The sequence below is a fragment of the Streptomyces dangxiongensis genome (assembly GCF_003675325.1).
GTDB lineage: Bacteria > Actinomycetota > Actinomycetes > Streptomycetales > Streptomycetaceae > Streptomyces > Streptomyces dangxiongensis.
The window spans coordinates 1343143-1369063 of record NZ_CP033073.1; the positions used below are offsets into that span (position 1 = coordinate 1343143).

A 25921-nucleotide genomic window follows, 5' to 3' on the forward strand; every position below is an offset into this window, starting at 1 on the left:
GGTGCTCGACGTTTCCGTCGAGCTGGGGGAAACGCCCGTCCTGGCGTTCCGATCGGAGCATCGCCATGTCGACCAAACGCGTTCGGCACTCTTCTGCCTCGTCCACGGAACCGGTGGCGCGGTCCACTTCCACCGCCGTGCCGATGACGACCGCCGCCGACTCCGGGCTGCTGCTCATCCGGCTGGCCTTCGGCCTGCTGATGGCCGCACACGGGGCGCAGAAAGTCTTCGGGCTCTTCGGCGGTCCGGGTCTGACGGCGACCGGCAAGGGGTTCGCGGCCCTGGGCTACCACCCTGGCAAGCTCTTCGCCGTGATCGGGGGTATGTCCGAGTTGCTCGGCGGCCTCGGTCTGGCACTGGGGCTGCTGACCCCGCTGGCGGCTGCCGCCCTGATCGGCGTCATGATCAATGCGATGGTCACGGTCACCGCCGCCCACGGTCTGTGGGAGACGGACGGCGGCGTGGAGTACAGCGTCTGCATCGCCGTCGTCGCGCTGGCCGTCGCCGCCATCGGTCCGGGCCGGCTGGCCGCCGACCGCCCCTTCCGCTGGGGCAAGGGCGGCTGGAAAGAAGCGGCCTTCGCCCTCGGCCTGGGCGGCATCGCCGCCGCGATCACACTCAGTCTGTAGACACGAAGCGCCCACCCGCCCCGCACCCTCTGAAGCTTCGCCCGCCCTCCGGCATGCCGGCAGGGCCTTGACGAGTGCCGGGGAGCAGCGTGCAGGCGGGTTCATCAGCGATCTCCTGGACACGGTGGACGGGGCAGCGTGAAAGCGCCGGCTCCGCGAGGCGGTGCCGTCCGGCCCGCGCGAGGCGGTGACACCCGGTGTGCGCGAGGCGGTGACACCCGGTGTGCCGGGCACAAGAAACGGGCGCTTCCGGGTAAGCGCACCCCATGAGCCCAGACCTGGACCTGACTCTCCCGGCCTCCGCAGCCCGGACCCCGCTGCGCACGGCCCTCTCGCTCGACGGCCGGCTCTTCCAGGCCGCCGCCGCCTGGAACTGGCCGGGGGCCGAACGGGTGCTGCCCCGGCTGAGCCGCGGCGCGAACCACGGGGTGCTGTGGTTCGGGGTGGCCGCCGCGATGGCCGCGAGCCGCACACCCAGGGCCCGCCGGGCGGCGGTGCGAGGGCTGGCGTCGCTCAGCCTGGCCTCGCTGACGATCAACACCGTCGGCAAGCGGTCGGTGCGCCGGGCCCGGCCGGTGCTGGATCCGGTGCCGCTCGTGCGGCGGCTGAAGCAGCAGCCGATCACCACCTCCTTCCCGTCCGGGCACGCCGCCTCCGCCGCGGCCTTCGCGACCGGGGTCGCCCTGGAGTCGCCGGCATGGGGGGCCGCGGCGGCGCCGGTGGCGTTCTCGGTGGCGGCGTCCCGCGTGTACACGGGGGTGCACTTCCCGAGCGACGTGCTGGCCGGGGCCGCGCTCGGCGCGGGCGCCGCCTTCCTGGTACGGCGTCTGGTGCCGACCCGCGCCCAGGTCCGGGACTCCGCCCGCCCGCGGGCCGCGGCCCCGGCGCTGCCCGAGGGTGACGGCCTGGTGGTGGTCGCCAACCAGGCGTCGGGCACGGCGGACCGGGTGCGCGCGCTGCACGACGCGCTGCCGATGGCGGAGGTCGTCGAGTGCGCGCCGGAGGACGTCGCCGAGGAGCTGGAGAAGGCGGCGGCCCGGGCGCGGGTGCTCGGGGTGTGCGGCGGCGACGGCACGGTGAACGCGGCGGCCGGGACCGCCCTGCGGCACGGTCTGCCGCTCGCGGTGCTGCCCGGCGGCACCCTCAACCACTTCGCCTACGACCTGGGCGTGGAGGACGAACGGCAGCTGGCCCGGGCGGTGCGGCACGGCGAGGCGGTCCGGGTGGACGTGGGCCGGTTCGTCTCCCAGGACGCGGAGGGCGTGTTCCTGAACACGCTCAGCCTCGGCGTGTACCCGGAGCTGGTGCGGGCGCGGGACCGCTGGTCCCACCGGATCGGCGGCTGGTCCGCCGGGGTGCTCGGGGCGTTGCGGGTGCTGCGTGCCGGGCAGCACCCCCTGGAGGTGGTGGCGGGCGGTGAACGGCGTCCGCTGTGGCTGCTGTTCGTCGGCAACGGCGTCTACCACCGGATGGGCCTCGCCCCGGGCCGCCGCACCGATCTCGCGGACGGTCTGCTGGACGTGCGGGCGGTGCACGGCAGCCGCAGGCCCGCGCTGCGGCTGCTCGCGGCGGCGGTCGCGGGCCCGCTGACCCGGTCGCCCGCGCACGCGGCGGTGCAGGTGAAGCGGCTGCGGCTGACCGGCATCGCCCCCGGCACCCCGCTGGCCTACGACGGCGAGGTGACGACGGTGTCGGACGAGGTGCGCCTGGAGAAGCTGCCCGAGGCCCTGACGGTGTACCGCCCGCTGGACTCCGTGTCCTGACGGCCCGTCAGTCCATATAACAAAACCCACATCTCAGCATTCGGCTGGCGGGCGTACCGTGAGGCGGACCGGTGGACGGGCAGACCGGTCCGCCGACGAGGGGTGAAGGGGTACAGCCATGCCGAAGGCACAGGAGACCGCCGTCTACACGCACGGGCACCACGAGTCGGTGCTGCGTTCGCACACCTGGCGGACCGCGGCCAACTCCGCGGCCTATCTGCTCGGCGCGCTCAGGCCCCACATGCGCGTCCTGGACATCGGGTGCGGCCCCGGCACCATCACCGCCGACCTGGCGGAACTGGTCCCGGACGGCCATGTCACCGGGGTCGACCACGCCCCCGGCGTCCTGGAGCAGGCCCGGGCCACCGCCGCCGCCCGCGGCCTGACGAACGTGGACTTCGCGGTGGCCGACGTCCACGCCCTGGACCACCGGGACGACACCTTCTGCGTGGTCCACGCCCACCAGGTGCTCCAGCACGTGGGCGACCCGGTGCAGGCTCTGCGCGAGATGCACCGGGTGACGAAGCCCGGCGGGTTCATCGCCGTACGCGACGCGGACTACGCGGCGATGACCTGGTACCCGGCGCTGCCCGGCCTGGACGACTGGCTGGAGCTGTACGAGCGCGTGGCGCGTGCCAACGGCGGCGAGCCCGACGCCGGGCGCCGGCTGACGGCGTGGGCGCGGGCGGCGGGGCTGCGGGACGTCACGGCCACCTCCAGCACCTGGACGTTCGCCACGCCCGGGGAGCGTGCGTGGTGGAGCGGCCTGTGGGCGGACCGCACCCTCGCCTCCGACTACGCCGAACGGGTGCTGGAGGGCGGTCACGCGACGGCGGAGCGGCTGCGGGCGGTCTCGGAGGCCTGGCGGGACTGGGGCCGGCACGACGACGGCTGGTTCGCGGTCCTGCACGGGGAGATCCTGTGCCGTAAAGATGCCTGAACCGCGCGTTCCGGGACACCCGGCGCGTCGGAGGTGCACCATGGTGCCCGTCCTGCCCGTCCTGCTCCTGGTACGGTGCCGGATTCGTACTGAAGGGTGTCAGTCGCGGGGAAGCAGCGGTCCGAGCGGCCCGAGGTCCAGATTGAGGTCCTCGGGCCGCAGCCCGTACCGGTCCCGCAGCTCGGCCATCCGGTCTTCCAACAGCATCAGGGTGAGCCCGATCCGTTCCTCCTGCTCCTCGGTCAGGTCCCCGGTGTCGAAACGGCGCACGGCCTGGCGCTCCATGAGCTGGCGTAGCAGCTCGACCACGGTGAGCACGAGTTTCACCAGGTCGCGCTCGACGGTGTCGGGTTCCAGGTCCAGCCGTTTGCGCCGCGGGCCCTCGGCCGGGCTCTCGGTCATGTGAGTTCCTCGAAGGGCGACGGGACCTGCTCGTTCACGGAGCTGATCAGGGCGTTGAGGTCGATGCGGACCAGATCGACGTCCGCGATGCGCAGCGTGATGTCGCCGGTGAGGACGACCCCACCGGCCAGCAGCCGGTCCAGGAGGTCGACCAGGGCGATCTCGCGGCGTTCGACTACGGTCACCGCACCTCCTCCGCCGCCGCGTCCTCTCCTGAGAACGAGTACGCGGCCCAGGGGCCGGTGAGTTCCACGCGGATCCCGGGCGCCTCGTCCTTCGTACGGTCGACCAGTTCCACGAACTCCTCGGAATGCGCCCGCGGCACCAGATAGGCCGCGTTGAGCACATTGCGCCCCGCGGCGCCGGAGAGCGCCGCGTTCTGCGGGGGGTGCAGCCGGTGGTCCTCGGCGGGAGCGGAGAGACGCTCGTGCAGGGACCGCGCGAACGCCTCGGCGCGCTGCCACTTGTCCTCCCGCGCGTGGCTCTGCTCGCGTCGGCGGCGCAGGTAGTCCCGTCCGCTCGCGGGCTTCGCCGCGGCGGCGGGAGCCGGCTCGGCCGCCGGCTCCTCCTCCAGGTACACCTTCACCCCCCACTCGACCCGGCCGTCCAGGCGGTCGAGCAGACGCCGGAAGCTGTCCTCCCGGGTCTCGATCATCGTGCGCAGGGCGCTGTCGTCCCGGAAGACGGTCGCGAGCCGCAGCGGCAACGGAGTGGTGACCGTGGTGAGCGCGTCGATCACGCCCTGGTGGGCGCGGGCGGTCGCGGCGAGCCAGTCCAGGTCCTCCAGGCGGGCCTTAAGCGCCTCCTCGGAGAAGTCGGCCTCCGGGACCGTGCTGACGACCGCGACCAGCCCGTGGTGGCGTACGAGGGCCGGCGGGGCGCCCCCGATGCCCGTCAACTGGGCCTGCAGAGGCGTCCCGAAGGGGCGGCAGACGGCGTACACGTACCGCAGTCCGGTCATGGTGCCTCCTTCGGCGCGCGGCCCGGCTCCAGCTCCTCCAGCCGGGCAAGGCGTTCTCTCAGCTCGGCGTTCTCCCGGGCCAGCTCGTTCCGGCGGGCGCCGGAGGAGAGGGCCGGATCCGTCTCCCACCAGTCGATGCCCATTTCCTTGGCCTTGTCCACCGAGGCGACGATGAGCCGCAGCTTGATGGTGAGCAGTTCGATGTCGAGCAAGTTGATCTTGATGTCACCCGCGATGACGATGCCCTTGTCGAGCACACGCTCGAGGATGTCGGCGAGGTTGGCCCCCGAGCCCTGACCATAGGGCTCGGGGAGGCGACCGGGCATCGTCATCGACGGCCCCGGCTCTCGGCGTACTCGGGTTCCTCTTCCTCGGCCTCTTCTTCCTCGTCCTCGTACGCGTCCTCAGCGGGCTCCTCGTCCTCGGCGGCCTCCTCGTCCTCGTACGGTCCCTCTTCCTCGTCCTCGTACGCCTCGGGCTCGTCCTCGTCCTCGTAGCCCTCCTCGTCGCCCTCCTGAGCCTCTTCGTCGCCCTCCTGCGCCTCGTCCTCGTCTTCCTGGTCCTCCGCCTCGGCCTCGGGCTCGTCCGAGTCCTCGGCATCTTCGGCGCCTTCGCCGTTCTCGGCGTCCTCGGACTCCTCCTCGGCGACAGCGTCCTCGTGGCTCTTGACCACCTCGCCGTCACGGATCTCGCCGCGCCAGCCGTCCTCCGCCTCACCCTTGAGGGTGATGAAGCGGGCGAAGTTCTTCAGGTCCAGCCTGGCCCGGCGGCCCTGGGCGCGCCAGATGTTGCCGGTCTTCTCGAAGAGGCCGACCGGGTAGTACTCCATGACCAGCAGCACCCGGGTGAGGTTGTCCTCCAGGCGGTGGAAGGAGACCACGCCCTTGGTGGTGCCCTTGGCGCCCTCCGACGTCCACTGGATGCGGTAGTCCGGCACCTGCTCGGTCGTCTTCGCCTTCCAGCTACGGCTGGACCAGAAGACCTTGGCCTGCCAGTCGGACTGGGTGTCGTCGGAGCGGCCCGCGCTCTTGACGCCCTTGGCGAAGGTGGAGAAGTCCTGGTACTGGGTCCACTGGTCGTAGGCGGTGCGCAGCGGCACGCCGACGTCGACGGATTCCATGATGACGACCGGCTTCTTGCCCGCGCCGCCCTTCTTGCCCTTGCCGCCCCCCAGGTTCTTGACGGCGTTCATCACGTTCTCCTTGACGTGGGAGGCACCCACCTCCAGCGCCGAACGCACAGGACCCTTGCCCTCGGCGAGCTTGCGCCCGCCGTCGAGCGCCATCTTGGCGAACCCCGGGCTGTTGCCCTCGGCGATGTCGGTCAGCTTGCCGGTGGTCTCACCGAGCTTGCGGCCGACGCCGGACAGCAGCCGGGTGGCCTGCGCGGACAGATACTCCCGGGCCTCCTCCTTCAACCGGTCGGCGGCCTCGCTGTGGGCGAGGGCGCTCAGCGGGTTGCTCGTGGCCTCGGAGTTGGCCGATCCGACGGACTCGGTCATCGGTCATCGCCGCCCTTCGAATGCCGGGAGGCCGCGCGCCGGGCGGTACCGCCGGCCGCACCCGTCTTCTTCGTGGTCGTCCTGCCGGCCGCGCCCGTCTTCTTGGCCGCCGTCTTCTTGGCGGGAGCCGACTTCTTGGCCGGAGCCGTCTTCTTGGCCGCGGCCTTCTTGGCGGGAGCCTGCTTGGCGGCGGGAGCCTTCTTGGCGGGAGCCTTCTGCGCGGGAGCCTTCTTGGCAGGAGCCTGCTTGGCGGCGGGAGCCTTCTTGGCAGGAGCCTTCTTGGCAGGAGCCTTCTTCGCCGGCCGTTCTTCCGGCTCTTCCTCTTCCGGCTCCTCTTCCTCCTCTTCCTCCTCTTCCTCTTCCGGCTCCTCTTCCTCTTCCTCTTCCTCTTCCGGCTCCTCTTCCTCTTCCTCCTCCGGCTCCTCTTCCTCTTCCTCCTCCGGCTCCTCTTCCTCTTCCGCCTCCGGCTCTTCCTCTTCCGCCTCCGGCTCTTCCTCTTCCGGCTCTTCCTCCTCCGGCTCTTCCTCCTGGGCCTCGGAACCGGCGCCCCGGTCCTCTTCGCCCTCGTCGCCCTGGTCGTCCTCCGGCTCGGCGGACTGCTCGTCCTCGGAGTCGCCCGGGGTGACGCCGGCCGCCTGGTCGCGCACCTTGGCGGTGCGGCTGTGCAACCGGTCGGCGAGCGCGTTGATCTGCCGCTCGGCCAGCCCACCGGTGGCAGCCTTGCCGACGCCCCGCAGGTCCTGGCGTAGCTGGTCCCCGATCTCCTTGAACTGGGGGTTGTTCTGGAGCTGTTGGCTCACCACGTCCGCGAGCATCTTCGGACTCAGGTTGAGCTTCTTCCCGGCCACGAAGGAACCGACGGCGAGCGCCATCTTCAGTTTCTTCGTCCGTCCGAGGAAGTATCCGGCCCCTACGGCGAGGCCCAGTGCCGTTCGGTTCATCTCACGTCCCGTTGCCTGTGGTGTCGCCGGAGCGCACAGTGGTCTCCAGCCGGTCGAGGAGTTCGTCCTCGCGCTGGTCGAACTCCTCCTCGGTGATCTCTCCCGCCTCCAGTTGTTCCTCGAGGCGGGCGAGCTCGGCCCGTACGGTGGCGGGGTCGTAGTAGATCCGTTCCGCCTCCTGGAGCACCTGCCTGACGGCCCACGCGCTGCCGCGTACGGGCGCGAACGGCAGCATCAGCACCTCGCCGATCAGTCCCACGGTGTTCTCCTCTCCGTCCGGGCCGGGAGCCCTACTGCGCTCCGGCGCCGGCGCCGGCCGTGCTGCCGGACGACTGGGCGGGACCCGGTTCCACGAAGCTGTACGGCGGCAGGGGCCCGTTGACCCTCAATTCCAGATGGGCGTGGCTCTGGCGCACCTGCTCCACAGCGGCCAGGAAACGCTCGGCCGAGTCCCGCGCGACGAGGAACGACACGTTCAGCAGCCAGCCGGTGGACTCGGGGCCCACGCTGACCGCGGCGGCGGCCGGTGTCAGCAGACTCTGCACCTCGCTCGCGTCCACGGCCTCCTTGGCCTTGACGGCGGAGGCGACCATCTCGCCGAGGCGGATCTTGTCGTCGTAGCTGCCGCCGCCGGACCGGCGGTTGGTCTCCGCGAGGGAGCGCAGCTCCGTGTTCTCGGCCATCACCAGGTGCAGCACGGCCTCCTCGATGTGAGTGGCCTTGACGTTGTACTCGACCTTGCCGTCCAGCTCCCGCAACCGCTCCTGGTAGTGCTCGGCGCGCGCGGTGAGCACCTGGGTGACGGAGTCGTCGTCATCGGCGATGCTGCCGAAGCGCATGGGCAGGATGCAGCCGCCCGCACCGGTCTCGGCCAGCAGGTTCTGGTGCGCGAGCAGGTCCCTGCGCTTGGGGCGCAGGTCCTCGGGGGCGTCGCTGACCACGGCGGTCAGCTCCCCGGCCGTGAGCAGGCGCACCGGGCGGGCCGGCTGGCCCACGCCGGTCATGCCCTCGGGCAGCGCGGGGTGGGACCGTGCGGTGATCCCGTAGACGTAGGTGCTCACTCCTGCTCCTCCTTCCGGCGCGCCGGAGCCTTACGGGCACGCGGGCGGGACTGGGTCTCCCCTTCCGAGCGCGCCTGCTTGAAGGCGTCGGATACCGTCTCCGCGGCGCCGGACAGCGCTCCCTTGGACTTGCCGCGGGCGCCGGACTCGGTGACCTCGCCCACGATCTCGGGCAGGCCCGGGCTCTTGTTCGGGCCGGACTCCAGGTCGAGGCGGTTACAGGCCTCGGCGAAACGCAGATAGGTGTCGACGCTGGCCACGACGACCCGGACGTCGATCTTCAGGATCTCGATGCCGACCAGAGAGACGCGGACGAACGCGTCGATCACGAGGCCCCGGTCCAGGACCAGTTCAAGTACGTCGTAGAGGCCGCTGCTGCCGCCTCCACCTCCGCTCTGCTGTGCCGGAACAACAGTCATGCCGGCGATTCCTCCTCGTGTGTAGTCGGTCGCTGTCTAGTAGGTCGCGGTGTGCGCGGGCGGACGGGCGCGGTGGCTCACCGGCGCGCGTCGGCCCTGCCGCGTTCGTACCGGCGGACGCGGCGGTACCCGGTGAGCTGCCCCTGCGGGTCCAGTTCGACCTGGTAGCTGCCCATCAGGCTCATCGTGTCGGGGACTCTCGACAGTTCGAGTACCTCGACCTCCAGTGACCACCCGTCCTCCGTCTGCTCGAACGAGGACACCGACTCGGGTTCGAGCCCGGTGAGTTCGGCGAGCTGGGCGCGCGCCTGGCGCAACACGTCCATGAGGGCCGGGCGGCGGCCGCCCGCCGTGGAGCTTCCCTTGTTCTCGTGTGACTCCTGTGGCTCCTGTGAATCCTCGGAGCCGGGAGTTTTCCGTGTTTTTTGTGACTGGGATGTGTTCTCTGTGTTCGACATGGCCACCTCTCTCCTGCGTGTGGCCGCCACATCCGTGGCCAAACCTTCAGGAGCAGATGGGTGCCACCCGCATATCGTCGTGCCTGGTCAGAGCGGGTACGTGTGCCACGCACTCAGTGCCGTGCGGCGGTCCCAGGTCGGCGGCACCGCGACGGCCACGGTCGGCGAGGCCGGCTCCCGGCGTACTCCCTCGCGCCCCGGCCGCCGGGGAAGACGCTTCCCCGGCGGCCGGATCTCCACCGTGCGGGGCCCGACCGCGGCCCGCGCGCCGCCGTCGCTCAGCGCACGACCGCCTCCTCGACCAGCATCCTGGCGGCGGCCACGATGCCCACGGAGTCGATACCGGCCGCGTGGAGCTGCTCGTCGGGCGCGGCGGAGCCCGGCATGGTGCGCACCGCCAGCCGGACCAGGCGGGGCACGGGCCGGCCGTCGCCGAACACCTCCGCGACGGCGTCACCGAGGCCGCCCTCCGCGTGGTGGTCCTCGACGGTGAGCAGGCAGCCGGTCTCCTCGGCGGCCCGGCTCAGGGTCTCGGCGTCGACCGGCTTGACCGAGTACAGGTCGACGACCCGCACCCGGATGCCGTCCTCGGCGAGCCGGTCGGCGGCGGCCAGCGCCTCGGGCACGGTGACCCCGGCCGCGAGGACGGTCAGCCGGTCGTCGTCGCTGGAGCGCAGCGTCTTGCTGCCGCCCACCGGGAACTCCTCGTCGGGCCCGTAGATCACCGGGGACTTGCCGCGGGAGGTGCGCAGATAGCGGATGCCGTCGAGGCCGGCCATGGCCGCCACCAGCTTCGCGGTCTGGTTGCCGTCGCAGGGGTAGAGCACGGTCGAGCCGTACACGGACCGGAACATCGCCAGATCCTCCAGGCCCATCTGCGAGGGCCCGTCCTGCCCGATCGAGACACCGGCGTGCGAGCCCACCAGGTTGATCCCGGAGCCGCTGACGGCCGCCATGCGCACGAAGTCGTGGGCCCGGGAGAGGAAGGCGGCGAACGTCGAGGCGTACGGCACCCATCCCCGTGCGGCCATGCCGACGGCCGTGGCGACGAGCTGCTGCTCGGCGATGTAGCACTCGAAGAACCGGTCGGGGTGGGCCTTGCCGAACTCCTCGGTGCGGGTGGAGTCGCCGACCTCGCCGTCCAGGGCGACGACGTCGCCGCGGGCGGCGCCGAGCGCGGCGAGGGCCTTGCCGAAGGCGTCCCGGGTGGCAACTTCCTCCCCCAGGTCGAAGGACGGAAGCTGAAGCGGCTCGGTGGTGACCGAGCTCGGCGCGGCGGCGGCCTGCGGCTCGCTGACCCGGACGTGCAGCTCGCGCGGCCCGCCGAGTTCGGCGATGGCGTCCTCGGCCTCGGTCAGCGGCTTGCCGTGCAGGCCCTCACGGTCCTCGACGGCGGCGACGCCCTTGCCCTTGAGGGTGCGGGCGAGGATCACGGTGGGCTGCCCGGTCGTGGACAGCGCCTCGCCGTAGGCCCGGTCGATCTTGTCGACGTCGTGCCCGTCGATCTCGATCGTGTGCCAGCCGAACGCCTGGAAGCGGCGGGCGTAGGCGTCCAGGTCGTGGCCGTGCCGGGTGGGGCCGCGCTGTCCGAGCCGGTTGACGTCCACGATCGCGATCAGGTTGTCGAGGCTCTCGAAGCCGGCGTGTTCGGCGGCCTCCCACACCGAGCCCTCCGCCAGCTCGCTGTCGCCGCACAGCACCCAGACCCGGTAGTCGGTGCGGTCCAGCCGCTTGCCGGCGAGGGCGATGCCGACCCCGACCGGCAGGCCCTGGCCGAGGGAGCCGGTGGCCGTCTCGACCCAGGGCAGCCGCCGCGGCGTCGGATGGCCCTCCAGCCGGCTGCCGAGCTTGCGGAAGGTGACGAGTTCGCCGTCCTCGATGGCGCCGGCCGCCTTGTACGCGGCGTACAGCAGGGGCGAGGCGTGTCCCTTGGAGAGCACGAAGCGGTCGTTCGCGGAGTGCTCGGGGCGTTCGAAGTCGTAGCGCAGATGGTTCGCGAGCAGGACGGCCACCAGGTCGGCGGCGGACATCGAGGACGTGGGGTGCCCGGATCCCGCGGCGGCGGACGCCCGCACGCTGTCCACACGTAGCTGCTGTCCCAGTTCGGCCAGTTCGGCGGTCTTCATCGGTCTCCTTGGTCTCGGCGTTCGGCGTTCTGCCTCGGGGTTCTGCGTTCTGTGTTCCGGGTTCGGCGTTCGGCGTCGGCGTTCCGCGTTCGGCCTTCAGTCGGGCGGTTCGCGCGGTCCTCGGGGTCGGGGGTGTCGTGGGCGGCGCGGTTGTCCTGGGTCTCGGGGGTGTCGGTGCGCCTGACGGGGCCGGGGGCCGGATGCTCCGGGCCGGTCCTGGCGGGCTCGCCGCCGGGCCGGTCGCGTACGGGTTCGCCGCCCGGGCGGTTGCGGGCGGGCTGGTCCTTCTCGTGCGTGCGGTGGGTCCGGCCGGTCTCGCGCGTCATGGTCGTCTCCCGGGTGTGCGGACGGCCGTTCCGGGCCGCCCGGTGGCCGCGCCGCTGACGGTGGGGCCAGGTCCCGGGAACCGGCCGGGCCCCTGCGAGCCCGGCCGGACGCCCTGGCGCGGCGGTACGGCGTCCGGCACCCGGCCGGCGGCGTCCCGGGACGCATGCGCGTGCGGGGCGGCCTTCGAGGCTGTGGCCCCTCCGGAGACTTCCGCGTAACCGGGGCCGGGGCACCCAAACGCCGGGCGGGTCACCCGTACGCCGGGCGGGTACGCGGACCGCGGCGGCGTTTCGCGCGGGCCGCTCTCGGTCACCCGGCCCGGGACCGACGCCCACCGCACCCCGAGCCGCCCCCGCGCGGAGGTATTCCATGCCCGAGTACGGCTATTTCCTGGCGTGCGAGGAACACGATCCCGCCGCCCTCGTCGAACAGGCCCGGATGGCCGAGCAGGCCGGCTTCCGGGCCCTGTGGATCTCCGACCACTACCACCCGTGGAACGACGCACAGGGGCAGAGCCCGTTCGTGTGGTCGGTGATCGGCGCGCTCTCCCAGGCGGTGTCGCTGCCCGTCGAGACGGCCGTGACCTGCCCGACCGTACGGATGCACCCGGCGGTGGTGGCGCAGGCCGCGGCGACGAGCGCGGTGCTGACCGAGGGCCGCTTCCGGCTCGGCGTCGGCACGGGCGAGGCGCTGAACGAGCACATCCTCGGCGACGCCTGGCCGCCGCTGAACGTGCGCCTGGACATGCTGGAGGAGTCGATCCAGGTCATGCGCCGGCTGTTCACCGGCGAGGAGGTCAGCCATCACGGCACCCACTACACGGTGGAGAACGCGCGTCTCTACACCGCCCCCGACGAGCCCGTCCCGATCGACATCTCGGGCTTCGGCCCCAAGGCGATCGCCCTGGCCGCCCGCGTGGGCGACGGGTACATCACGATGATGCCGAAGGAGGAGATGGTCACCCGGTACCGCAAGGGCGGCGGCGGGACCGGCCTCGTCAGCGGCGGCACCAAGGTCTGTTACGGCACCGACCGCGACGAGTGCGTCCGTACGGTGCACGGGCTCTGGTACAACCAGCTACTGCCCGGCGAGATGGGCCAGGTGCTGCCTTCCCCCCGGCATTTCGAGCAACTGCGCGAGCTGGTCACCGAGGAGATGGTGCGGGAGAAAGTGGTGTGCGGGGACGACGCCGGCCAGCATGCCGCCGCACTGCGGGCGTTCGCCGACGCCGGGTTCGACCGGGTGTACGTGAACCAGATCGGGCCGGACCAGCGGGGGTTCTTCGACTTCTACCGGACGAACGTGCTGCCCCGGCTCGACCGGGACTGAAGGGCGCTACCGAGTGCCGTCAAAGCCTCCGGCGCCCCGGCCCTCCGCCGGACGGGGCGCCGGAGCAGGAGCCGGAACGGGTCACGCCCGGTGGTGCGGGGTGTCGGGGTCGGTCGGGGGCTGCGTCGGCGCCGGCGGGTACGGCATGCCTCCCAGGCCGCCGGGCGGGGCGCCCGGCGCGGAGCCGCCGATGACGCGGTGCGGGGCGTGCGGGGTGTGGCCCCCGTGGCCGGGACGTGCGACACCGCGCAGCACGTACGCCACCACGGCCAGCAGTGCCGCGGTGATCAGAGCGGCGGCCCAGCCGGGCAGTCCGGACGCCAGGGCCAGGCCCACAGCGAGGGCCACGGCACCGCCCGCGTACAGGGCGGCGGCACCCGACGCGGCGTAGAGCATGGCGGTGCGCCGCTGCTTGCGGGTCTGCTCGCGCAGTTCGTCCCGTACCGTCTCGCGTGCCACCTGTGCCAGTTCTTCGACAAGGTGCTTGTCCAGATGTTCCAGGTGATCCATACGGTCCATACCCTGCGGGTACCCGCTGCACACAGCCGGTAACGCCGTGGCCCTGCGCGGCCGGGGCACGCCCGACTACGCTCGTGGTCATGGAGATCATGGGTGCCTCGCTGCGCGTCTGCGTCGCTGACCGCGCGGTGAGGTCGAGGTCGCCGCGGTCGGCTCCTTCCTGCTGATGAGCGGCCCCGAGGCGGAGCTGGAGATCCTGCGGAAGGAAGGACGGTGCCCGTCCCCGGCCGGCGAGCCGGGTCGCGTACGTCAGCCGGCCGCGCGCATCTCCGCGGTGAGCGCCCAGCGTTCGTGGTCGCGCCAGGCTCCGGCGACGTGGATCATGGCCGGGGAGAAGCCCTCCAGGCGGAAGCCCGCACCCCGGGCGAGGGCGATGGAGGCGGTGTTCCCCGGCTGGACGTTGATCTCCAGCCGGTGCAGACCCAGAGGTCCGAACGCGTACCCGACCACCAGCTCCAGGCCCTCGCGCATCAGGCCGCGCCCGGCCGCGTGCGCGAAGGCGCCGTAGCCGAGGGCGCCGCACTGGAAGCCGCCCCGGACGATGTTGTTGATGTTGATGAAGCCGGCGATGCCGCCGCCGTCCTTCTCGCACACCAGGAAGCCGGTCCGGGCCGGGTCCTCGATCAGCCGGCCGGCGTAGTCGGCGTACGCCTCGTCGCTGTCCGGCGGGAACAGCCACGGCCGGTGCAGGTCCTTGCTCTCCCGGGCCCGTGCGGTGAACTCGGGGCCGTCCGCGAGGGTGAAGGGGCGGAGGGTGACGCGGCGGCCTTCGGGGAGGGGCGGGGTGTGCGGCATCCGGCCAGCCTAGGGTGTCACCGGCCGCGGCGTCACACGAATACGCCCCGCACAGCCCGCCGGCGAGCCCGGTGGCGAGCAGGGCCGTCCACACCGGTCAGCGCAGCGCCGGTTCGTCCAGGGTCAGCGTGCCGGTGTCGGCGTCCAGTTCGGCGGCGACGCCGAACGGGATCGTCGACGCGCCGGCGCAGTGGCCGAATCCGACGTTCTCCACGACCGGGACGCCGAGTCCGCCGAGCCGGTCGGCCAGCAGGGGCCGCAGCCGGGCGTCGTCGGCGCAGCCCTCCCAGGAGCCGAGCAGCACACCGCGGACCCCGTCCAGCCAGCCGGCGCGCAGGAGTTGGGTCAGGTACCGGTCCAGCCGGTACGTCTCCTCGCCCACGTCCTCCAGGCAGAGCAGTCCGCCGCGCGCCGAGGGCCGGGCGTGCGGGGTGCCGAGTTCCGCGGCGAGCAGGCACAGACAGCCACCGAGGGTGACACCCCGCGCCCGGCCGGGCACCAGGGCAGTGCCGCCGGAGGCGATCACACGGACCGTCTCGGGCGCGAACAGTGTGGCCCGCAGATGCTCCTGCGCCCGCGTGTTCTTGACGAAGTCGACGCCGGCCGCCATCGGCCCGTACAGCGTGGCCAGCCCCAGGCGGGTGGCGAAGGCCTCGTGCAGCACGGTGACGTCGCTGAACCCGACGAGGATCTTCGGGCCGGCCGCCCGCATCGCCTCCCAGTCGAGCAGGTCGATCACCCGCTGTGCGCCGTACCCGCCCCGGGCGCACAGCACCGCGTCCACGGCCGGGTCGCACCAGGCGTTCTGGAGGTCGGCGGCACGGTCGGCGTCCGTGCCGGCGAGGTAACCCAACTCGGCTTGCCGGTCCAGGACATGAGGGCCGGCCACCGGGTCGAGGTCCCAGCCGCGCAGCACGTCGAGCCCGGCCTGGAGCCGCTCCTCGGGCACCGGCCCGCTGGTGGCGACGACGGCCACCCGCGCGCCCGGCGCCAGCCGGCCCGGCCGCAGGAGTTGTTTCACGGGATCAGCTCCACCTTGGGCACCGGAGGTGTCGGGTTCAGCTTGAACACCTGTGCGTACAGGGACAGTTCGGCTTCCAGGGCGCGGATCATCGTCTCGGCCCGCCGGAACCCGTGTCCCTCGCCCTCGAAGGTGAGATAGGCGTGCGGCACGCCCCGGCCGGCGATCCGGGCGAGGAGGCGTTCGCACTGGGCGGGCGGGCAGATGACGTCGTCCAGGCCCTGGAGCAGCAGGAAGGGCACGGTGAGCCGGTCGGCGTGCGTGGTCGGGGAGCGGTCGGTGTACCGCTCCGGCACCTCGGCGAGCGGGCCGATCAGGGACTCCAGGTAGCGGGACTCGAAGTCGTGGGTCTCCCCCGGGCCCCAGGCGGTGAGGTCGAGCACGGGATACAGGACGGTTCCGCAGGCGTAGACGTCGGTCGTGGTCAGGGAGGCGGCGGCGGTCCAGCCGCCGGCGCTGCCGCCCCGGATCGCGAGCCGGGCGGGATCGGCGGTGCCCTCGTCGGCGAGGGCGCGGGCGACGGCCGCGCAGTCCTCGACGTCGACCACGCCCCACTGCTCGTGCAGCCGCTCCCGGTAGGCCCGGCCGTATCCGGTGGAGCCGCCGTAGTTCACCTCGGCGACCCCGATGCCCCGCGAGGTGAAGTAGGCGATCGAGAGATCCAGCACGAGCGGTGTCCGGCCGGTGGGGCCGCCGTGCGCCCAGATGACGTACGGCGGCAGTTCGCCGTCGGGCGCGGTCCGCCGGGGGTGGTGCGGCGGGTGGATGTGGGCGTGCACCTCGCGGCCGTCCGGGCCGGGGAAGGTGCGTTGCCGCGGCCTCGGGTAGTACGCCGGGTCGACGGCGTCCCGGTGCCGGGCGCCGACGACGCGGGCGCGGCCGGTGACGGTGTCCAGTTCGATCACCTCGTAGCCGGTGCGCGGGCCGGCGCCGACCGCGATGACGCGCGCGCCGTGGGTGGCGAGGGTGGCGGCGTACTCCGTCCAGGGTCCTGCGGCGTCGACGATCTCACCGGACTCGGGGTCCAGTATGCCGAGGACGGCCGGTCCCCGGCCGTGCACCACCGCCAGCAGGCCGTTGTCGAGCGGCGCGAACCAGCGCAGCCCGAGCTGCCACAGCGGCCCGCCGAACTCCTCCTCGCGCGGGCACAGCGGGGTGCCGTCGCGGTAGAGGTTCCACCAGCCGTCGCGGTCGCTCGTGTGGAGCAGCCTGCCGTCCGGGGACCACTCGGCCTGGGCGACGGCCTCCTCGGGTCCGCCGGCGACCGTCCGCGCGTGCTCCAGCCGGCCGTCCTCCCCCACGTCGGCGACCAGCAGTTCCGTCCCGTCCCATGGCATCCGGGGATGGTCCCAGCCCAGCCAGGCGGCCCGCCGGCCGTCGGGTGAGAGGCGGGCGCCGGTGACGAACCGGTGCCGGGCGGGGGTGAGTTCGCGGACGGCGCCGCGGTCGTCGGCGGCCGAGCCGTCCAGCGGTACGGCGGCCAGGACCCGCCGTACGTCGTCGGGGCCGTCGCCGGTGAACTCCTCCAGCACGCACCACACCTCACCGCGCACGAGGTCCACCCTGGGCTCGGCCCAGCGCAGCCCGCCGGCCACCGGGGAGACAGGCGTGAGCGGGCTGGGCTCGCCGCCGGGCTCGTACCGGTACAGCCGCTGGTCGGCGAGGTGCACGAAGACGATCAGCGGCCGTCCTTCGTGTTCCACCCCGGTCCAGGGTCGGCCGCCGTACTCGATGACCCGGCTGCGCACGTTCCACGGCGCGGGGAGCACCGGCTCCTCGACGCCGTCGGCCCGGCGCCGGACCAGGGTCCGCCGGCCGCCCTCGGCGGGCCGGGGCTCGGTCCACCAGGTCTCGTCGCCGACGATCCCCACCCAGTCCGGCCGCCCGTCGTGCGCGGCGGCGAGCGCGGCGTCGACGGGAGACGGCCACGATCCGTACGGTGCCTCGTGCATCGCGTCCTCCATGGGTCAGGCCGTCCGCAGGAAGCGGTCCAGGACACGGACACCGAAGTGCAGCGCCTCCACGGGCACCCGCTCGTCCACGCCGTGGAACAGCGCCTGGTAGTCGAGGTCCGGGGGCAGCTTCAGCGGGGTGAAGCCGTAGCCGGTGACGCCGAGGCGGGAGAACTGCTTGGCGTCCGTGCCGCCCGACATGCAGTACGGCACCACGTGCCCGCCGGGTGCGAACTCCTCCACCGCCGCCCGCATCGCCGCGTGCACCGGCGCGTCCAGTGGCGCCTCCAGGGCCACCTCCCGGTGGGCGAACTCCCACCGCACGTCCGGGCCCGTCAGTGCGTCGATCGTGGCGGTGAACTCCTCCTCGAAGCCCGCCAGGAAACGCCCGTCCACATGGGCGACCGCCTCGCCCGGGATCACGTTGACCTTGTAACCGGCGTCCAGCATGGTCGGGTTGGCGCTGTTGCGGACGGTCGCCTCGACCAGCCGGGCGGCCGGCCCGAGCTTCTCCAGCAACCGGTCCACGTCGGTGAAGTCGGCGTCGATGCCGTTCAGGGCGGCGAGCCGGGTCAGGGCGGCCCGCACGGTCGGGGTGAGGCGGACCGGCCACTCGTGCTCGCCGATGCGGGTGACGGCGGCGGCGAGCCGGGTCACCGCGTTCTCCTCGTTCACCTTGGAGCCGTGCCCGGCCCGGCCGCGCGCGGTGAGCTTGAGCCAGCCGGTGCCGCGCTCCCCCACGGCGATCGGGTAGATCTCCCGTCCGGCCCCGTCGTGGAAGGTGAACGCGCCCGACTCGCTGACGCCCTCCGTGCAGCCCTCGAAGAGTTCGGGGTGCCGGTCGGCGAGGAACCCGGAGCCGTCCTCGGCGCTGGCCTCCTCGTCCGCGGTGAACGCGATGACGAGGTCGCGGCGGGGCCGTACGCCCTGCCGGGCCCAGGACCGGACCACGGCCAGGATCATCGCATCCATGTTCTTCATGTCGACCGCGCCCCGCCCCCACACGACCCCGTCGCGGACCTCGCCGGAGAACGGGTGGACGCTCCAGTCGGCGGCCTCGGCGGGCACCACGTCGAGGTGGCCGTGGACCAGGAGGGCGTCGGCGGACGGGTCGGTGCCCGCGATCCGGGCGACGACGTTGGTGCGGCCCGGGGTGCGCTCCAGCAGCAGTGGCTCCAGGCCGGCCCCGGCCAGCCGTTCGGCGGCGTACTCGGCGGCGGGCCGTTCCCGGCAGTCGCCGCCGCCGCGGTTGGTGGTGTCGATGCGGATCAGGCCGGAGGTGAACTCCACGACCTCGTCCAGGGCCTGCCAGTCAGCCATACTGCTCCTCCACGGCGGCGGAGACGATCGTGGTGACCGCCTTGAACGTCCTGATCCCCTCGTACATGGTGGCGCTGGTGTACGCCACCTTCCGCTCCCCGGTCCGCGCCACGCCGGGGACGACGGTGGCGGCCGACGCCAGGTGCTCGGCGTCGAACTCTACGGCGACCGTGAACGGGCCCGCCTGCGCGGGCTGGTGACGCACCGCCAGGCCGGCGGCCTCCTCGGCCGCCGCGCGGATGCCGGCGGCGGTCCGGGCCGGGGTCCGGCAGACGGCCGCGTACCGCGACACATGGTCCTTGACGGCGACCTTCAGCGCCTGCGGCGCGTAGCCGAGCGCGTCCTCGCAGGCCACGTCGTCGCCGGTGACCAGGACGACGGGGACGCCGTACTCGGCGACGACGTGCGCGTTGAGCAGGCCCTCGCTGGCGCGGACGCCGTTCAGCCACACGCCGGTGATCTGGTTGGCGAGGTAGGTGTGGGCGAGGACGCCCTCCATGCCGGCGCCCGCGTGGTAGCCGACGAACGCGATGCCGTCCACGTCGCCGTGCTGGACCCCCTCCACCATGGACAGCGCCTTGTGCCGGCCGGTGAGCATCTCGACCCGCTCGTCGAGCCGCTCCAGGAGGAGATTGCGCATGGTCCAGTGGGCCTCGTTGACGAGCACCTGGTCGGCGCCGCCGTCGAAGAAGCCCTCCACGGCGGCGTTCACGTCCGAGGTGAACATCGTCCGGCACCGCTCCCACTGCGGCGTCCCCGGCAGCACGTCGGCGGGCCAGGTCACCCCGGTGGCCCCCTCCATGTCGGCACTGATGAGGATCTTCATGCTCTGTCACGTTACGCGCCGGGCGGCGGACAGGCTACGACCCGGCACGCTCACGCGCCCGCCTGAGGGCAGGCGGGTCCCGGTCAGGCGCCCGCGAGGACGAACCAGCGGGCCGGCAGGTCGATGCGGGTGCCGTCCGCGAGGTACTCGGTCTGGGGCAGGGTCGTCTCACCGTCGGCCAGGACGGTGAGGCCGGCCTCGGCGAGCAGGCGCGGGATCTCGTCGTCGTCGGCGTCGGCGGGCTTGAGGCCGTGGTGGAAGACCCGCTGGAGCTTGGGCGGCGGGCCGGCCGGTTCGGACGCCGCGCGCCGCAGGACGTCCCGGGAGGCGGAGGTCAGTTCCACCACGAACGCGCGGCCCTCGGTGCCGATGAGCCGGGCGACGGCGGCGGCCACCACGGGACGGGCGACCGGTTCGCTCTGATGGATGACGGCCCGCATGTAGACGTTGCTGTCGCCGAGCCGCTCGTGCAGGGCGCGTACGGCGTCGGTGTCGGTGAGGTCGAGCTGCTGGAACTCGACCGTGTCGGTGTGCGCGGCGCGGCGGGCGTGCTCCACGGCGGCGTGCGAGAGGTCGACGCCGACGGCGTGCGCGAACCGGGTGGCCAGGTAGTGGGTCTGGGTGCCGTTGCCGCAGCCGAGGTCGACGATCGTGCGTTCGGCGTCGGCATGGGGCAGGAGCAGTTCGCTGTGCGGTGCGGCGCTCAGGGAGGGGTCGGCGTCCCATATCGCCTCGCCCCGGCTGTCAGAGGTCTCGCGCCAGTAACTTTCCCAGGCGTCGCGGTAGTTGTCCGAGACGTTCATGCGATCTCCCCACGGTTCGGTTCCGTGATCGGAATATCGCGACGGCCGGGAGCGGGGCAAGACCCGGGAGGCCACCTTCACGAGATGTACGGGCCCCGGCAACTCCGGGGGGCGCGCGGCCCGGTGCGCGCTCCCGGGTCAGGCGGTGCCGGTGAGGGCCTGTTCGAACCAGACGGTCTTGCGGTGCCCGCTGGCGCTGGCGCCCCATTCCCGGGCCAGCCGGCTGACCACGCGCAGCCCGCGGCCGGCCTCGTCGTAGGGGCCGGCGCTGATCAAACCGGGCAGGGCGGGTTCGTCGTCGGTCACCTCGAACAGCAGGGCGTCGGTGCGGACGACCCGCAGCCCGATCAGAGCGCTCCCGGCGTGCCGGACGGCATTGGTGACGACCTCGCTGACCAGGAGTTCCGCCGTCTCCACGGCGTCCGGCAGGCCCCAGTGCAGCAGCCGTTCCCGCACCAGGCGGCGGGCCCGGGCCACCTCGCGCGGGTCGGCGTCGAGCCACCACTCGGCGACGTCGTCGTCGGGGATGCCGTTGAGGCGGGCCATGAGCAGGGCGACGTCGTCCTTGCGTCCGCCGCGGGTGTTGAGGGCACGGATGATCGTGTCGCAGGCGTCGTCCATGGAGGCGGCGGGGTGTGCGGCGGACTCGCAGAGCGCGGCCAGGCCCTCACCGATGTCGGAGCCGCGCACCTCGACCAGGCCGTCGGTGCACAGCACGAGCCGGTCGCCGGGCGCGACCTTGACCCGGGACACCTCGAAGGGGACGCCGCCGACACCGATCGGCGCACCGGTGGGCAGGACGAGGAGCTGGCTGCCGCCGTCCTCGGCACGGACCAGCACGGGCGGGATGTGACCGGCGTTGGCGAGGGTCAACTCGCCGCGGATCGGGTCGTAGACGGCGTACAGGCAGGTGGCGAGGTAGGTGTCGCCGAGCCGGCGGGCCAGGTCGTCGAGGTTGCGCAGGAGCTGGGCGGGCGGGGTCTCCATGGCGGCCATGGTCTGTACGGCCGTGCGCAACTGGCCCATCATCGCGGCCGAGTTCAGGCCGTGGCCCATGACGTCGCCGACGACGAGGGCGGTGCGGGAGCCGGGCAGTTTGATGCTGTCGAACCAGTCGCCGCCGATCCGGCCGAGCCGGGCGCCGGGCAGGTAGCGGGTGGCGACGTCGCAGCCGGCCATCCGCGGGGAGACCTGCGGCAGCATGCTGTCCTGGAGGGTGTCGGCGACGTTCTCCTGGTAGGTGTACATGCGGGCGTTGTCGAGCACGAGGCCCGCGCGTGCGGCGAGTTCGGCGCCGGTGGTGCGGTCCATGTCGTCGAACTGCGGCCGGTCGGGGCGGCGCATGAGCACCATGAAGCCGAGGACGACGTTGCGTGCCTTGAGCGGGACGATCAGCAGGGACCGGCCGCCGATGAGCGGCCTGAGGTCGCGCTTCTCGAACTCGCCGGCGATGCGCTCGGACAGCTCCTCGGTGACCCGCGGGACGAGCACCGGCTCACCGCTGTCCATGCAGCGGTAGAACGGGGTGTGCTCGGGGAAGGCGAAGGCCTCGCCGACCGGCACGGTGTCGTCCCAGCGGCCCGGTTCGTCGTTGTGCTCGACCCAGACGCGGAACATCACGGTGGTGGCGTCCGGCGGCCCGTCCGGGAAGCCCTCGCCGGCCAGCACGGCGGCGCGCAGATGGGTGCCGGCGAAGTCCGCGAACCGGGGCACGGCGGCGCTGGTGACCTCGCGGATGGTCTCGCCGAGGTCGAGGGAGGAGCCGATGCGGGAGCTTACCTCGTTGAGGAACTCCAGCCGCTCGCGGACGGCGGCGTACTCCAGGTCCTCCTCGGCGCCGGCCGGGACGTGGACCGCCTGCGCCCGGTCCCGCGGGGCGGCGGCTTCGACGCGGGTGCGTCCGGCGCGGCGGGGCACACCCCAGTACGGGGTGACGGGCACCCGCTCGAACTGGCTGAACTCCAGGACCGGATAACCGAGTTCGAGGACCTGGGAGACGATGCGGGCGCTGAGTCCCGGTCCCATGCTGGGCAGGATCTCGGGCAGGCGCCGTTCGAGTTCCTCGAAGGCGGGCAGTTCGGTGTGGCGGGCGAAGCCGGGCGAGATGCGTTCGGCCGTCTCGTCGTCGTAGCCGCGTTCGTCGCGCAGCCGGGTGGCGTCGGCGGCGAGCACGAGCAGCCGGGAGGTGCCCGGCCCGACCAGCGGGTAGGCCCACCACAGCACGTCCAGCCGCTCGCCGTCCGGGTCCTGCCGGGGCGGGACCAGCCGGGCCCGGCCCGCGGTGGCGTACCCGGTGTGGCCGCCGAGCGAGGTCTCCAGGTCGGGGCCCGGTCCGTCGTACGCCTCGTACGCGTCCGGCAGGGCTGCGGCGCGCAGGTCGTCCGGCAGGGCGCCGGTGACGGGCAGCAGGTCCGTCACGGGATGCCCGACGGCCTCCTCCCGGCCCACGCCGAACAGGCGCCGTGCGCCGCTGCTCCAGTGGGACACCAGTCCGGCGCGGTCGACGACGACCACGGCCAGCGGAATCCGGCCCGCCGCGGCGTCGCCGGTACCGCGCCCGGGGACAGTGTCCCGCTCGCTGCCACGGTCCATGGCCCAGGCCCTCTCTCCCCACGGCTGTACGCAAAACGATCTGTGCCGCCCCGGCACTACGGTAAGGCGACGGCCGGTCGCGATGTGTGGCAATCCTGGAATTGATAGCACCGGATCGCACCGGCGCGCGGGCCGCCGCCGTACGCGCGCCCCCTTCAGTCCTCGTGCCCGAGCTGGAGGTCCCGTTCGGTGCGTCCGCCGCCCGCGACCTGCAACACCGTGGCGACCGGCGGGTAACCGGCGGCGATGACGGTGTACTCGCCGGAGGAGAGGTCCACGAACCGGAAGGTCCCGTCGGCTCCGGTGGTGAGGGTGTCGACGACGTTCCCGGCGGCGTCCAGCAGGGTCACGCGCGCGTCCTCCACGGCCCGTCCGCCGCTCGCCCGCACGGTGCCCTTCAGCACGGCGCCGCCGGCGAGTTCGATGTCCTGCCGGGTCTCGCGGGAGGCCTGCACGGTGACCGGGAGCGCGGCGGGCCGGAAGACGGGGGCGCTGGCGGCGAGGGTGTACTCGCCGGCGACCAGTTCGGTCATGACGTAGCCGCCCTCGCGTCCGCTGCGGGTCGCGGCGACGACCTCGCCGTGCACGTTGGTCAGGGTGACGGTGGCGTCCCGGACGGGGGTGCCGTCGGCGGTGAGCACGCTGCCGGCGAGGCGTCCGGCGCCGCCGAGGACGACGTCGAGTTCGACGGGGCGTTCGCCGACGGTGACGGAGACGGCCTGCGGCTGGTGGCCGCCGGCCGCGGCGATCAGCACGTACGACCCGGAGCCGGGCGTGCCGAGCGCGTACCGCCCGTCGTCGCCGCTGGCGCCCCGTCCGATCTGCTGGCCGGCGATGTCGATGAGGGTGAGTGCGGCGCGGGGCACGACGGTGCCGTCGGGGTGCTGCACGGTGCCGCAGACGGGGACTCCGGCGGTGTACGTCGAGCGGGGCGAGGCCGGGTTCCCGCCGCCCGGGGGGCTGGTGGCGGGCCTGCGGGACGGGGGCGGTCACGGTGGGGTCCGTGCCGGCGGCGTGGTGGGACACCAGTGGTTTCTCCTTGAGGAAGAAGGCGAACAGCAGGCCGAGGACGAGCACCGGCACGAGGTAGAGGAAGATCCGGGGCATCGCGTCTGCGTAGGCGCGGATGTAGGCGTCGCGCAGCGCCGGGGGCAGCGCGTGGACGAGCTGCGGGGTGAGGGAGTCCGGGTCGGGCAGCCCGGCGCCCGCGTCCGGGGGCAACTGGGCGCGCAGGGCGTCGGTGAGCCGGCCGGCGAAGAGGGTGCCGAAGACGGCGGCGCCGACGCTGCCGCCGATCTGCCGGAAGTAGTTGTTGGCGCTGGTGGCGGTGCCGAGGTCGGCGGGGCGTACGGAGTTCTGCACGGCGAGGACGAGGACGGGCATCACCAGGCCGATGCCGGGTGCCGAGGACGGCCATCCAGATGCTGTAGTGCAGCCGGGGCGTGTCGGTCTCCAGCCGGGACAGCAGCCACATGCCGACGGCGGAGACGGCGCTGCCGAGCACGGGGAAGATCCGGTACCGGCCGGTGTGGCTGATGAGCTGTCCGCCGATGACCGAGGCGCCGACGACGCCGGCCATCATGGGCAGCATCAGCAGCCCGGACTCGGTGGCGCTGGCCCCGTCGACCATCTGGAGGAAGGTCGGCAGATAGCTGGCGGCGCCGAACAGGGCGACGCCGATCACCAGGCCGACCAGGCCGCTGGTGACGAAGACGGAGTCGCGGAACAGCCGCAGCGGGATGAGGGGTTCGGCGGCGAAGTGCTCGGCGACGAGGAAGAGGGCGGTGGAGGCGAGGGCGCCGGCGCCGAGGCCGAGGATCTGCCGCGAGTCCCAGGCGTACTCGGTGCCGCCCCAGCTCGTGAGCAGGACCAGGCAGGTGGAGGCGGCGGCGAGCAGCAGGGCGCCGAGGACGTCGAGGCGGGCCCGGACCCGCGGCCGGGGGAGCCTGAGGACGGCGGTGACGACGGCCAGGGTGACCAGGCCGAAGGGGACGTTGACGTAGAAGCACCAGCGCCAGGAGAGGTGGTCGGTGAAGTAGCCGCCGAGCAGCGGGCCGGCGACGGAGGCGAGGCCGAAGACGGCGCCGATCAGTCCCATGTACCGGCCGCGTTCCCGGGGCGGCACGATGTCGGCGATGATCGCCTGCACGCCGATCATGAGGCCGCCGGCGCCGGCGCCCTGGAGCGCGCGGTAGGCGATGAGCTGATCCATGGTCCCGGCCCGGCCGGCGAGGGCGGAGCCGAGGACGAAGACGGCGATCGCGAACTGGAAGACGCCCTTGCGGCCGACCAGGTCGCCGAGTTTGCCGTAGAGGGGCAGGCCGATGGTGGAGGTGAGCAGGTAGGCGGTGATCGCCCAGGACATCCGGTCCAGGCCGTGCAGTTCGCCGACGATCTTCGGCAGCGCGGTGGCGACGATCATCTGATCCAGCGCGGCCAGCAGCAGCGCCAGCATCAGTCCGAGGAACACGAGGCGGACGCGGCGGGGGGCGAGTGCGGCCGGGGGCGTGGGGGGCGGTGGTGCGGCGGCGCTCTCCTCGCCGGCGGCCGGTGCCACGGCCGGCTCGTGCTGCACCAGTGTCGTCCCGCCCACGTACCGCTCCCCTCGTCGCGCCTGTCACATGTCCCGCGCGAGGCGACAACTGCGGACAACTGCGGCGAGTTACGGCACCGCCCGGGACCGGGCGGAGGTCCACTCGAACCGGTGAAGGGGTCAACACCCCTTCACCGTCCGGACCTTGGGGCTACTTCTCGACCTCGGCGGCGAGGTTGGCGAGCAGGGCGTCGTAGATCCGGCCGAGACCCTTGGGCGCGAAGGTGCGCTCGAAGAAGCCGCCGACGCCGCCGGCGCCCTGCCAGGTGGTGGTGACGACGACCCGGGAGCTGCCCTCGCCGGCCGGGGTGACGCGCCAGGTGGTGACCATGGAGGAGTTGCGGTCCTTCTCGACCAGCTCGCCGTCGGTGGGCTCGGCCACGTCCAGGAGGCAGTCGCGCACGCGCTTGCTGGTGGCCTGGAGCTTCCAGTGGACGAGGGTGCCCTCGCCGTCACCGCCCTCGCGCACCTCGTACTCGCTGAACTGCTCGGGGAGCAGCTTGCGCCGCGTGCCGCGGTAGTCGGCGAGGGCGTCGAACACCTTCTCCGCGTCCGCCGCGACGACCCGCTCCGTAGTGGCCTCGACCTGCGCCATTGCTTCCTCCAGGACCTGGTTGCTCGGGGTGGGGGCAAGCCAACCACC

At 73.0% G+C, this 25921-nt stretch carries 25 protein-coding genes and 2 pseudogenes; 5 read left to right on the top strand and 22 right to left on the bottom strand.

What is annotated here, in order from left to right:
* The first annotated feature begins 143 nt into the window (after positions 1-143).
* From D9753_RS05865 to D9753_RS05875, 3 genes are all read left to right on the top strand, one after another.
* Complete coding sequence (locus D9753_RS05865; RefSeq protein WP_163010633.1) at positions 144-629, top strand: DoxX family protein; 486 nt, start codon at positions 144-146, stop codon at positions 627-629.
* 266 nt (positions 630-895) lie between these two features.
* Positions 896-2392 (top strand): bifunctional phosphatase PAP2/diacylglycerol kinase family protein, encoded by a 1497-nt coding sequence (locus tag D9753_RS05870; RefSeq protein ID WP_121786035.1) that lies wholly within the window; start codon positions 896-898, stop codon positions 2390-2392.
* A gap of 118 nt (positions 2393-2510) precedes the next feature.
* The gene (locus tag D9753_RS05875; protein ID WP_121786036.1) at positions 2511-3332 is read left to right on the top strand and encodes a class I SAM-dependent methyltransferase; all 822 of its coding nucleotides are present in this window, start codon (positions 2511-2513) and stop codon (positions 3330-3332) included.
* 99 nt (positions 3333-3431) lie between these two features.
* On the opposite strand, the gene D9753_RS05880 is transcribed toward D9753_RS05875, so the two are convergent.
* The 12 genes from D9753_RS05880 to D9753_RS05935 all read right to left on the bottom strand — a co-directional run bounded on the left by D9753_RS05880 (position 3432) and on the right by D9753_RS05935 (position 11527).
* Positions 3432-3734 (bottom strand): gas vesicle protein K, encoded by a 303-nt coding sequence (locus tag D9753_RS05880; protein ID WP_121786037.1) that lies wholly within the window; start codon positions 3732-3734, stop codon positions 3432-3434.
* Entirely contained in the window at positions 3731-3919 is a 189-nt protein-coding gene (locus D9753_RS05885) for a gas vesicle protein (protein WP_121786038.1), read from the bottom strand. The genes D9753_RS05880 and D9753_RS05885 overlap by 4 nt, the downstream gene beginning before the upstream one ends.
* On the bottom strand, positions 3916-4695 hold the full coding sequence (locus D9753_RS05890) for a GvpL/GvpF family gas vesicle protein (protein ID WP_121786039.1): 780 nt from the start codon (positions 4693-4695) through the stop codon (positions 3916-3918). The genes D9753_RS05885 and D9753_RS05890 overlap by 4 nt, the downstream gene beginning before the upstream one ends.
* On the bottom strand, positions 4692-5027 hold the full coding sequence (locus D9753_RS05895; RefSeq protein WP_121786040.1) for a gas vesicle protein: 336 nt from the start codon (positions 5025-5027) through the stop codon (positions 4692-4694). Before D9753_RS05895 ends, D9753_RS05890 begins: the two co-directional genes overlap by 4 nt.
* Positions 5024-6196, bottom strand: coding sequence for an SRPBCC family protein (locus D9753_RS05900; protein ID WP_121786041.1), 1173 nt, complete (start codon positions 6194-6196; stop codon positions 5024-5026). The genes D9753_RS05895 and D9753_RS05900 overlap by 4 nt, the downstream gene beginning before the upstream one ends.
* Positions 6193-7137 carry a DNA primase gene (locus tag D9753_RS05905; protein WP_121786042.1) on the bottom strand — a complete coding sequence of 315 codons (945 nt, stop codon included), beginning with the start codon at positions 7135-7137 and terminating at the stop codon, positions 6193-6195. The genes D9753_RS05900 and D9753_RS05905 overlap by 4 nt, the downstream gene beginning before the upstream one ends.
* A gap of 1 nt (position 7138) precedes the next feature.
* On the bottom strand, positions 7139-7396 hold the full coding sequence (locus D9753_RS05910) for a gas vesicle protein GvpG (RefSeq protein WP_121786043.1): 258 nt from the start codon (positions 7394-7396) through the stop codon (positions 7139-7141).
* Between the two features lie 31 nt (positions 7397-7427).
* Entirely contained in the window at positions 7428-8198 is a 771-nt protein-coding gene (locus D9753_RS05915) for a GvpL/GvpF family gas vesicle protein (protein ID WP_121786044.1), read from the bottom strand.
* Complete coding sequence (locus D9753_RS05920) at positions 8195-8617, bottom strand: gas vesicle structural protein GvpA (RefSeq protein ID WP_121786045.1); 423 nt, start codon at positions 8615-8617, stop codon at positions 8195-8197. Before D9753_RS05920 ends, D9753_RS05915 begins: the two co-directional genes overlap by 4 nt.
* Positions 8618-8694: 77 nt before the next feature.
* The gene (locus D9753_RS05925) at positions 8695-9075 is read right to left on the bottom strand and encodes a gas vesicle protein GvpO (protein WP_121790925.1); all 381 of its coding nucleotides are present in this window, start codon (positions 9073-9075) and stop codon (positions 8695-8697) included.
* A 278-nt stretch (positions 9076-9353) separates the two neighbouring features.
* The gene (locus D9753_RS05930) at positions 9354-11201 is read right to left on the bottom strand and encodes a transketolase (protein WP_121786046.1); all 1848 of its coding nucleotides are present in this window, start codon (positions 11199-11201) and stop codon (positions 9354-9356) included.
* Complete coding sequence (locus D9753_RS05935) at positions 11198-11527, bottom strand: hypothetical protein (RefSeq protein WP_121786047.1); 330 nt, start codon at positions 11525-11527, stop codon at positions 11198-11200. The genes D9753_RS05930 and D9753_RS05935 overlap by 4 nt, the downstream gene beginning before the upstream one ends.
* Positions 11528-11897: 370 nt before the next feature.
* Between D9753_RS05935 and D9753_RS05940 the strand changes: the two genes are divergently transcribed.
* The gene (locus D9753_RS05940; RefSeq protein ID WP_121786048.1) at positions 11898-12857 is read left to right on the top strand and encodes a TIGR03557 family F420-dependent LLM class oxidoreductase; all 960 of its coding nucleotides are present in this window, start codon (positions 11898-11900) and stop codon (positions 12855-12857) included.
* A gap of 81 nt (positions 12858-12938) precedes the next feature.
* Here D9753_RS05940 and D9753_RS05945 read toward each other — a convergent pair whose 3' ends face one another.
* Entirely contained in the window at positions 12939-13376 is a 438-nt protein-coding gene (locus D9753_RS05945; protein WP_121786049.1) for a phage holin family protein, read from the bottom strand.
* A gap of 80 nt (positions 13377-13456) precedes the next feature.
* On the opposite strand from D9753_RS05945, the pseudogene D9753_RS37660 reads away from it, so the two are divergent.
* Positions 13457-13581: pseudogene (locus tag D9753_RS37660) on the top strand (VOC family protein); the annotation flags it as partial.
* Between the two features lie 44 nt (positions 13582-13625).
* On the opposite strand, the gene D9753_RS05955 reads toward D9753_RS37660, so the two are convergent.
* The 9 genes and pseudogenes from D9753_RS05955 to D9753_RS05995 form a co-directional block, all read right to left on the bottom strand.
* On the bottom strand, positions 13626-14171 hold the full coding sequence (locus D9753_RS05955; RefSeq protein ID WP_121786050.1) for a GNAT family N-acetyltransferase: 546 nt from the start codon (positions 14169-14171) through the stop codon (positions 13626-13628).
* Between the two features lie 97 nt (positions 14172-14268).
* Positions 14269-15192 carry a S66 peptidase family protein gene (locus D9753_RS05960; RefSeq protein WP_121786051.1) on the bottom strand — a complete coding sequence of 308 codons (924 nt, stop codon included), beginning with the start codon at positions 15190-15192 and terminating at the stop codon, positions 14269-14271.
* The gene (locus tag D9753_RS05965; RefSeq protein WP_240468053.1) at positions 15189-17144 is read right to left on the bottom strand and encodes a S9 family peptidase; all 1956 of its coding nucleotides are present in this window, start codon (positions 17142-17144) and stop codon (positions 15189-15191) included. The genes D9753_RS05960 and D9753_RS05965 overlap by 4 nt, the downstream gene beginning before the upstream one ends.
* A gap of 15 nt (positions 17145-17159) precedes the next feature.
* Entirely contained in the window at positions 17160-18464 is a 1305-nt protein-coding gene (locus D9753_RS05970; protein ID WP_121786053.1) for a M20/M25/M40 family metallo-hydrolase, read from the bottom strand.
* Entirely contained in the window at positions 18457-19290 is an 834-nt protein-coding gene (locus D9753_RS05975; protein WP_121786054.1) for a M55 family metallopeptidase, read from the bottom strand. Before D9753_RS05975 ends, D9753_RS05970 begins: the two co-directional genes overlap by 8 nt.
* 83 nt (positions 19291-19373) lie before the next feature.
* A complete protein-coding gene (locus D9753_RS05980) occupies positions 19374-20093 on the bottom strand; it encodes a class I SAM-dependent methyltransferase (protein ID WP_121786055.1) in 720 nt (239 codons plus the stop codon).
* 138 nt (positions 20094-20231) lie between these two features.
* Complete coding sequence (locus tag D9753_RS05985) at positions 20232-22685, bottom strand: ATP-binding SpoIIE family protein phosphatase (protein WP_121786056.1); 2454 nt, start codon at positions 22683-22685, stop codon at positions 20232-20234.
* Positions 22686-22840: 155 nt separating this feature from the next.
* Positions 22841-25278 (bottom strand): annotated as a pseudogene (locus D9753_RS05990) (MFS transporter).
* A 151-nt stretch (positions 25279-25429) separates the two neighbouring features.
* The gene (locus D9753_RS05995; RefSeq protein WP_121786057.1) at positions 25430-25873 is read right to left on the bottom strand and encodes an SRPBCC family protein; all 444 of its coding nucleotides are present in this window, start codon (positions 25871-25873) and stop codon (positions 25430-25432) included.
* Positions 25874-25921: the final 48 nt, after the last annotated feature.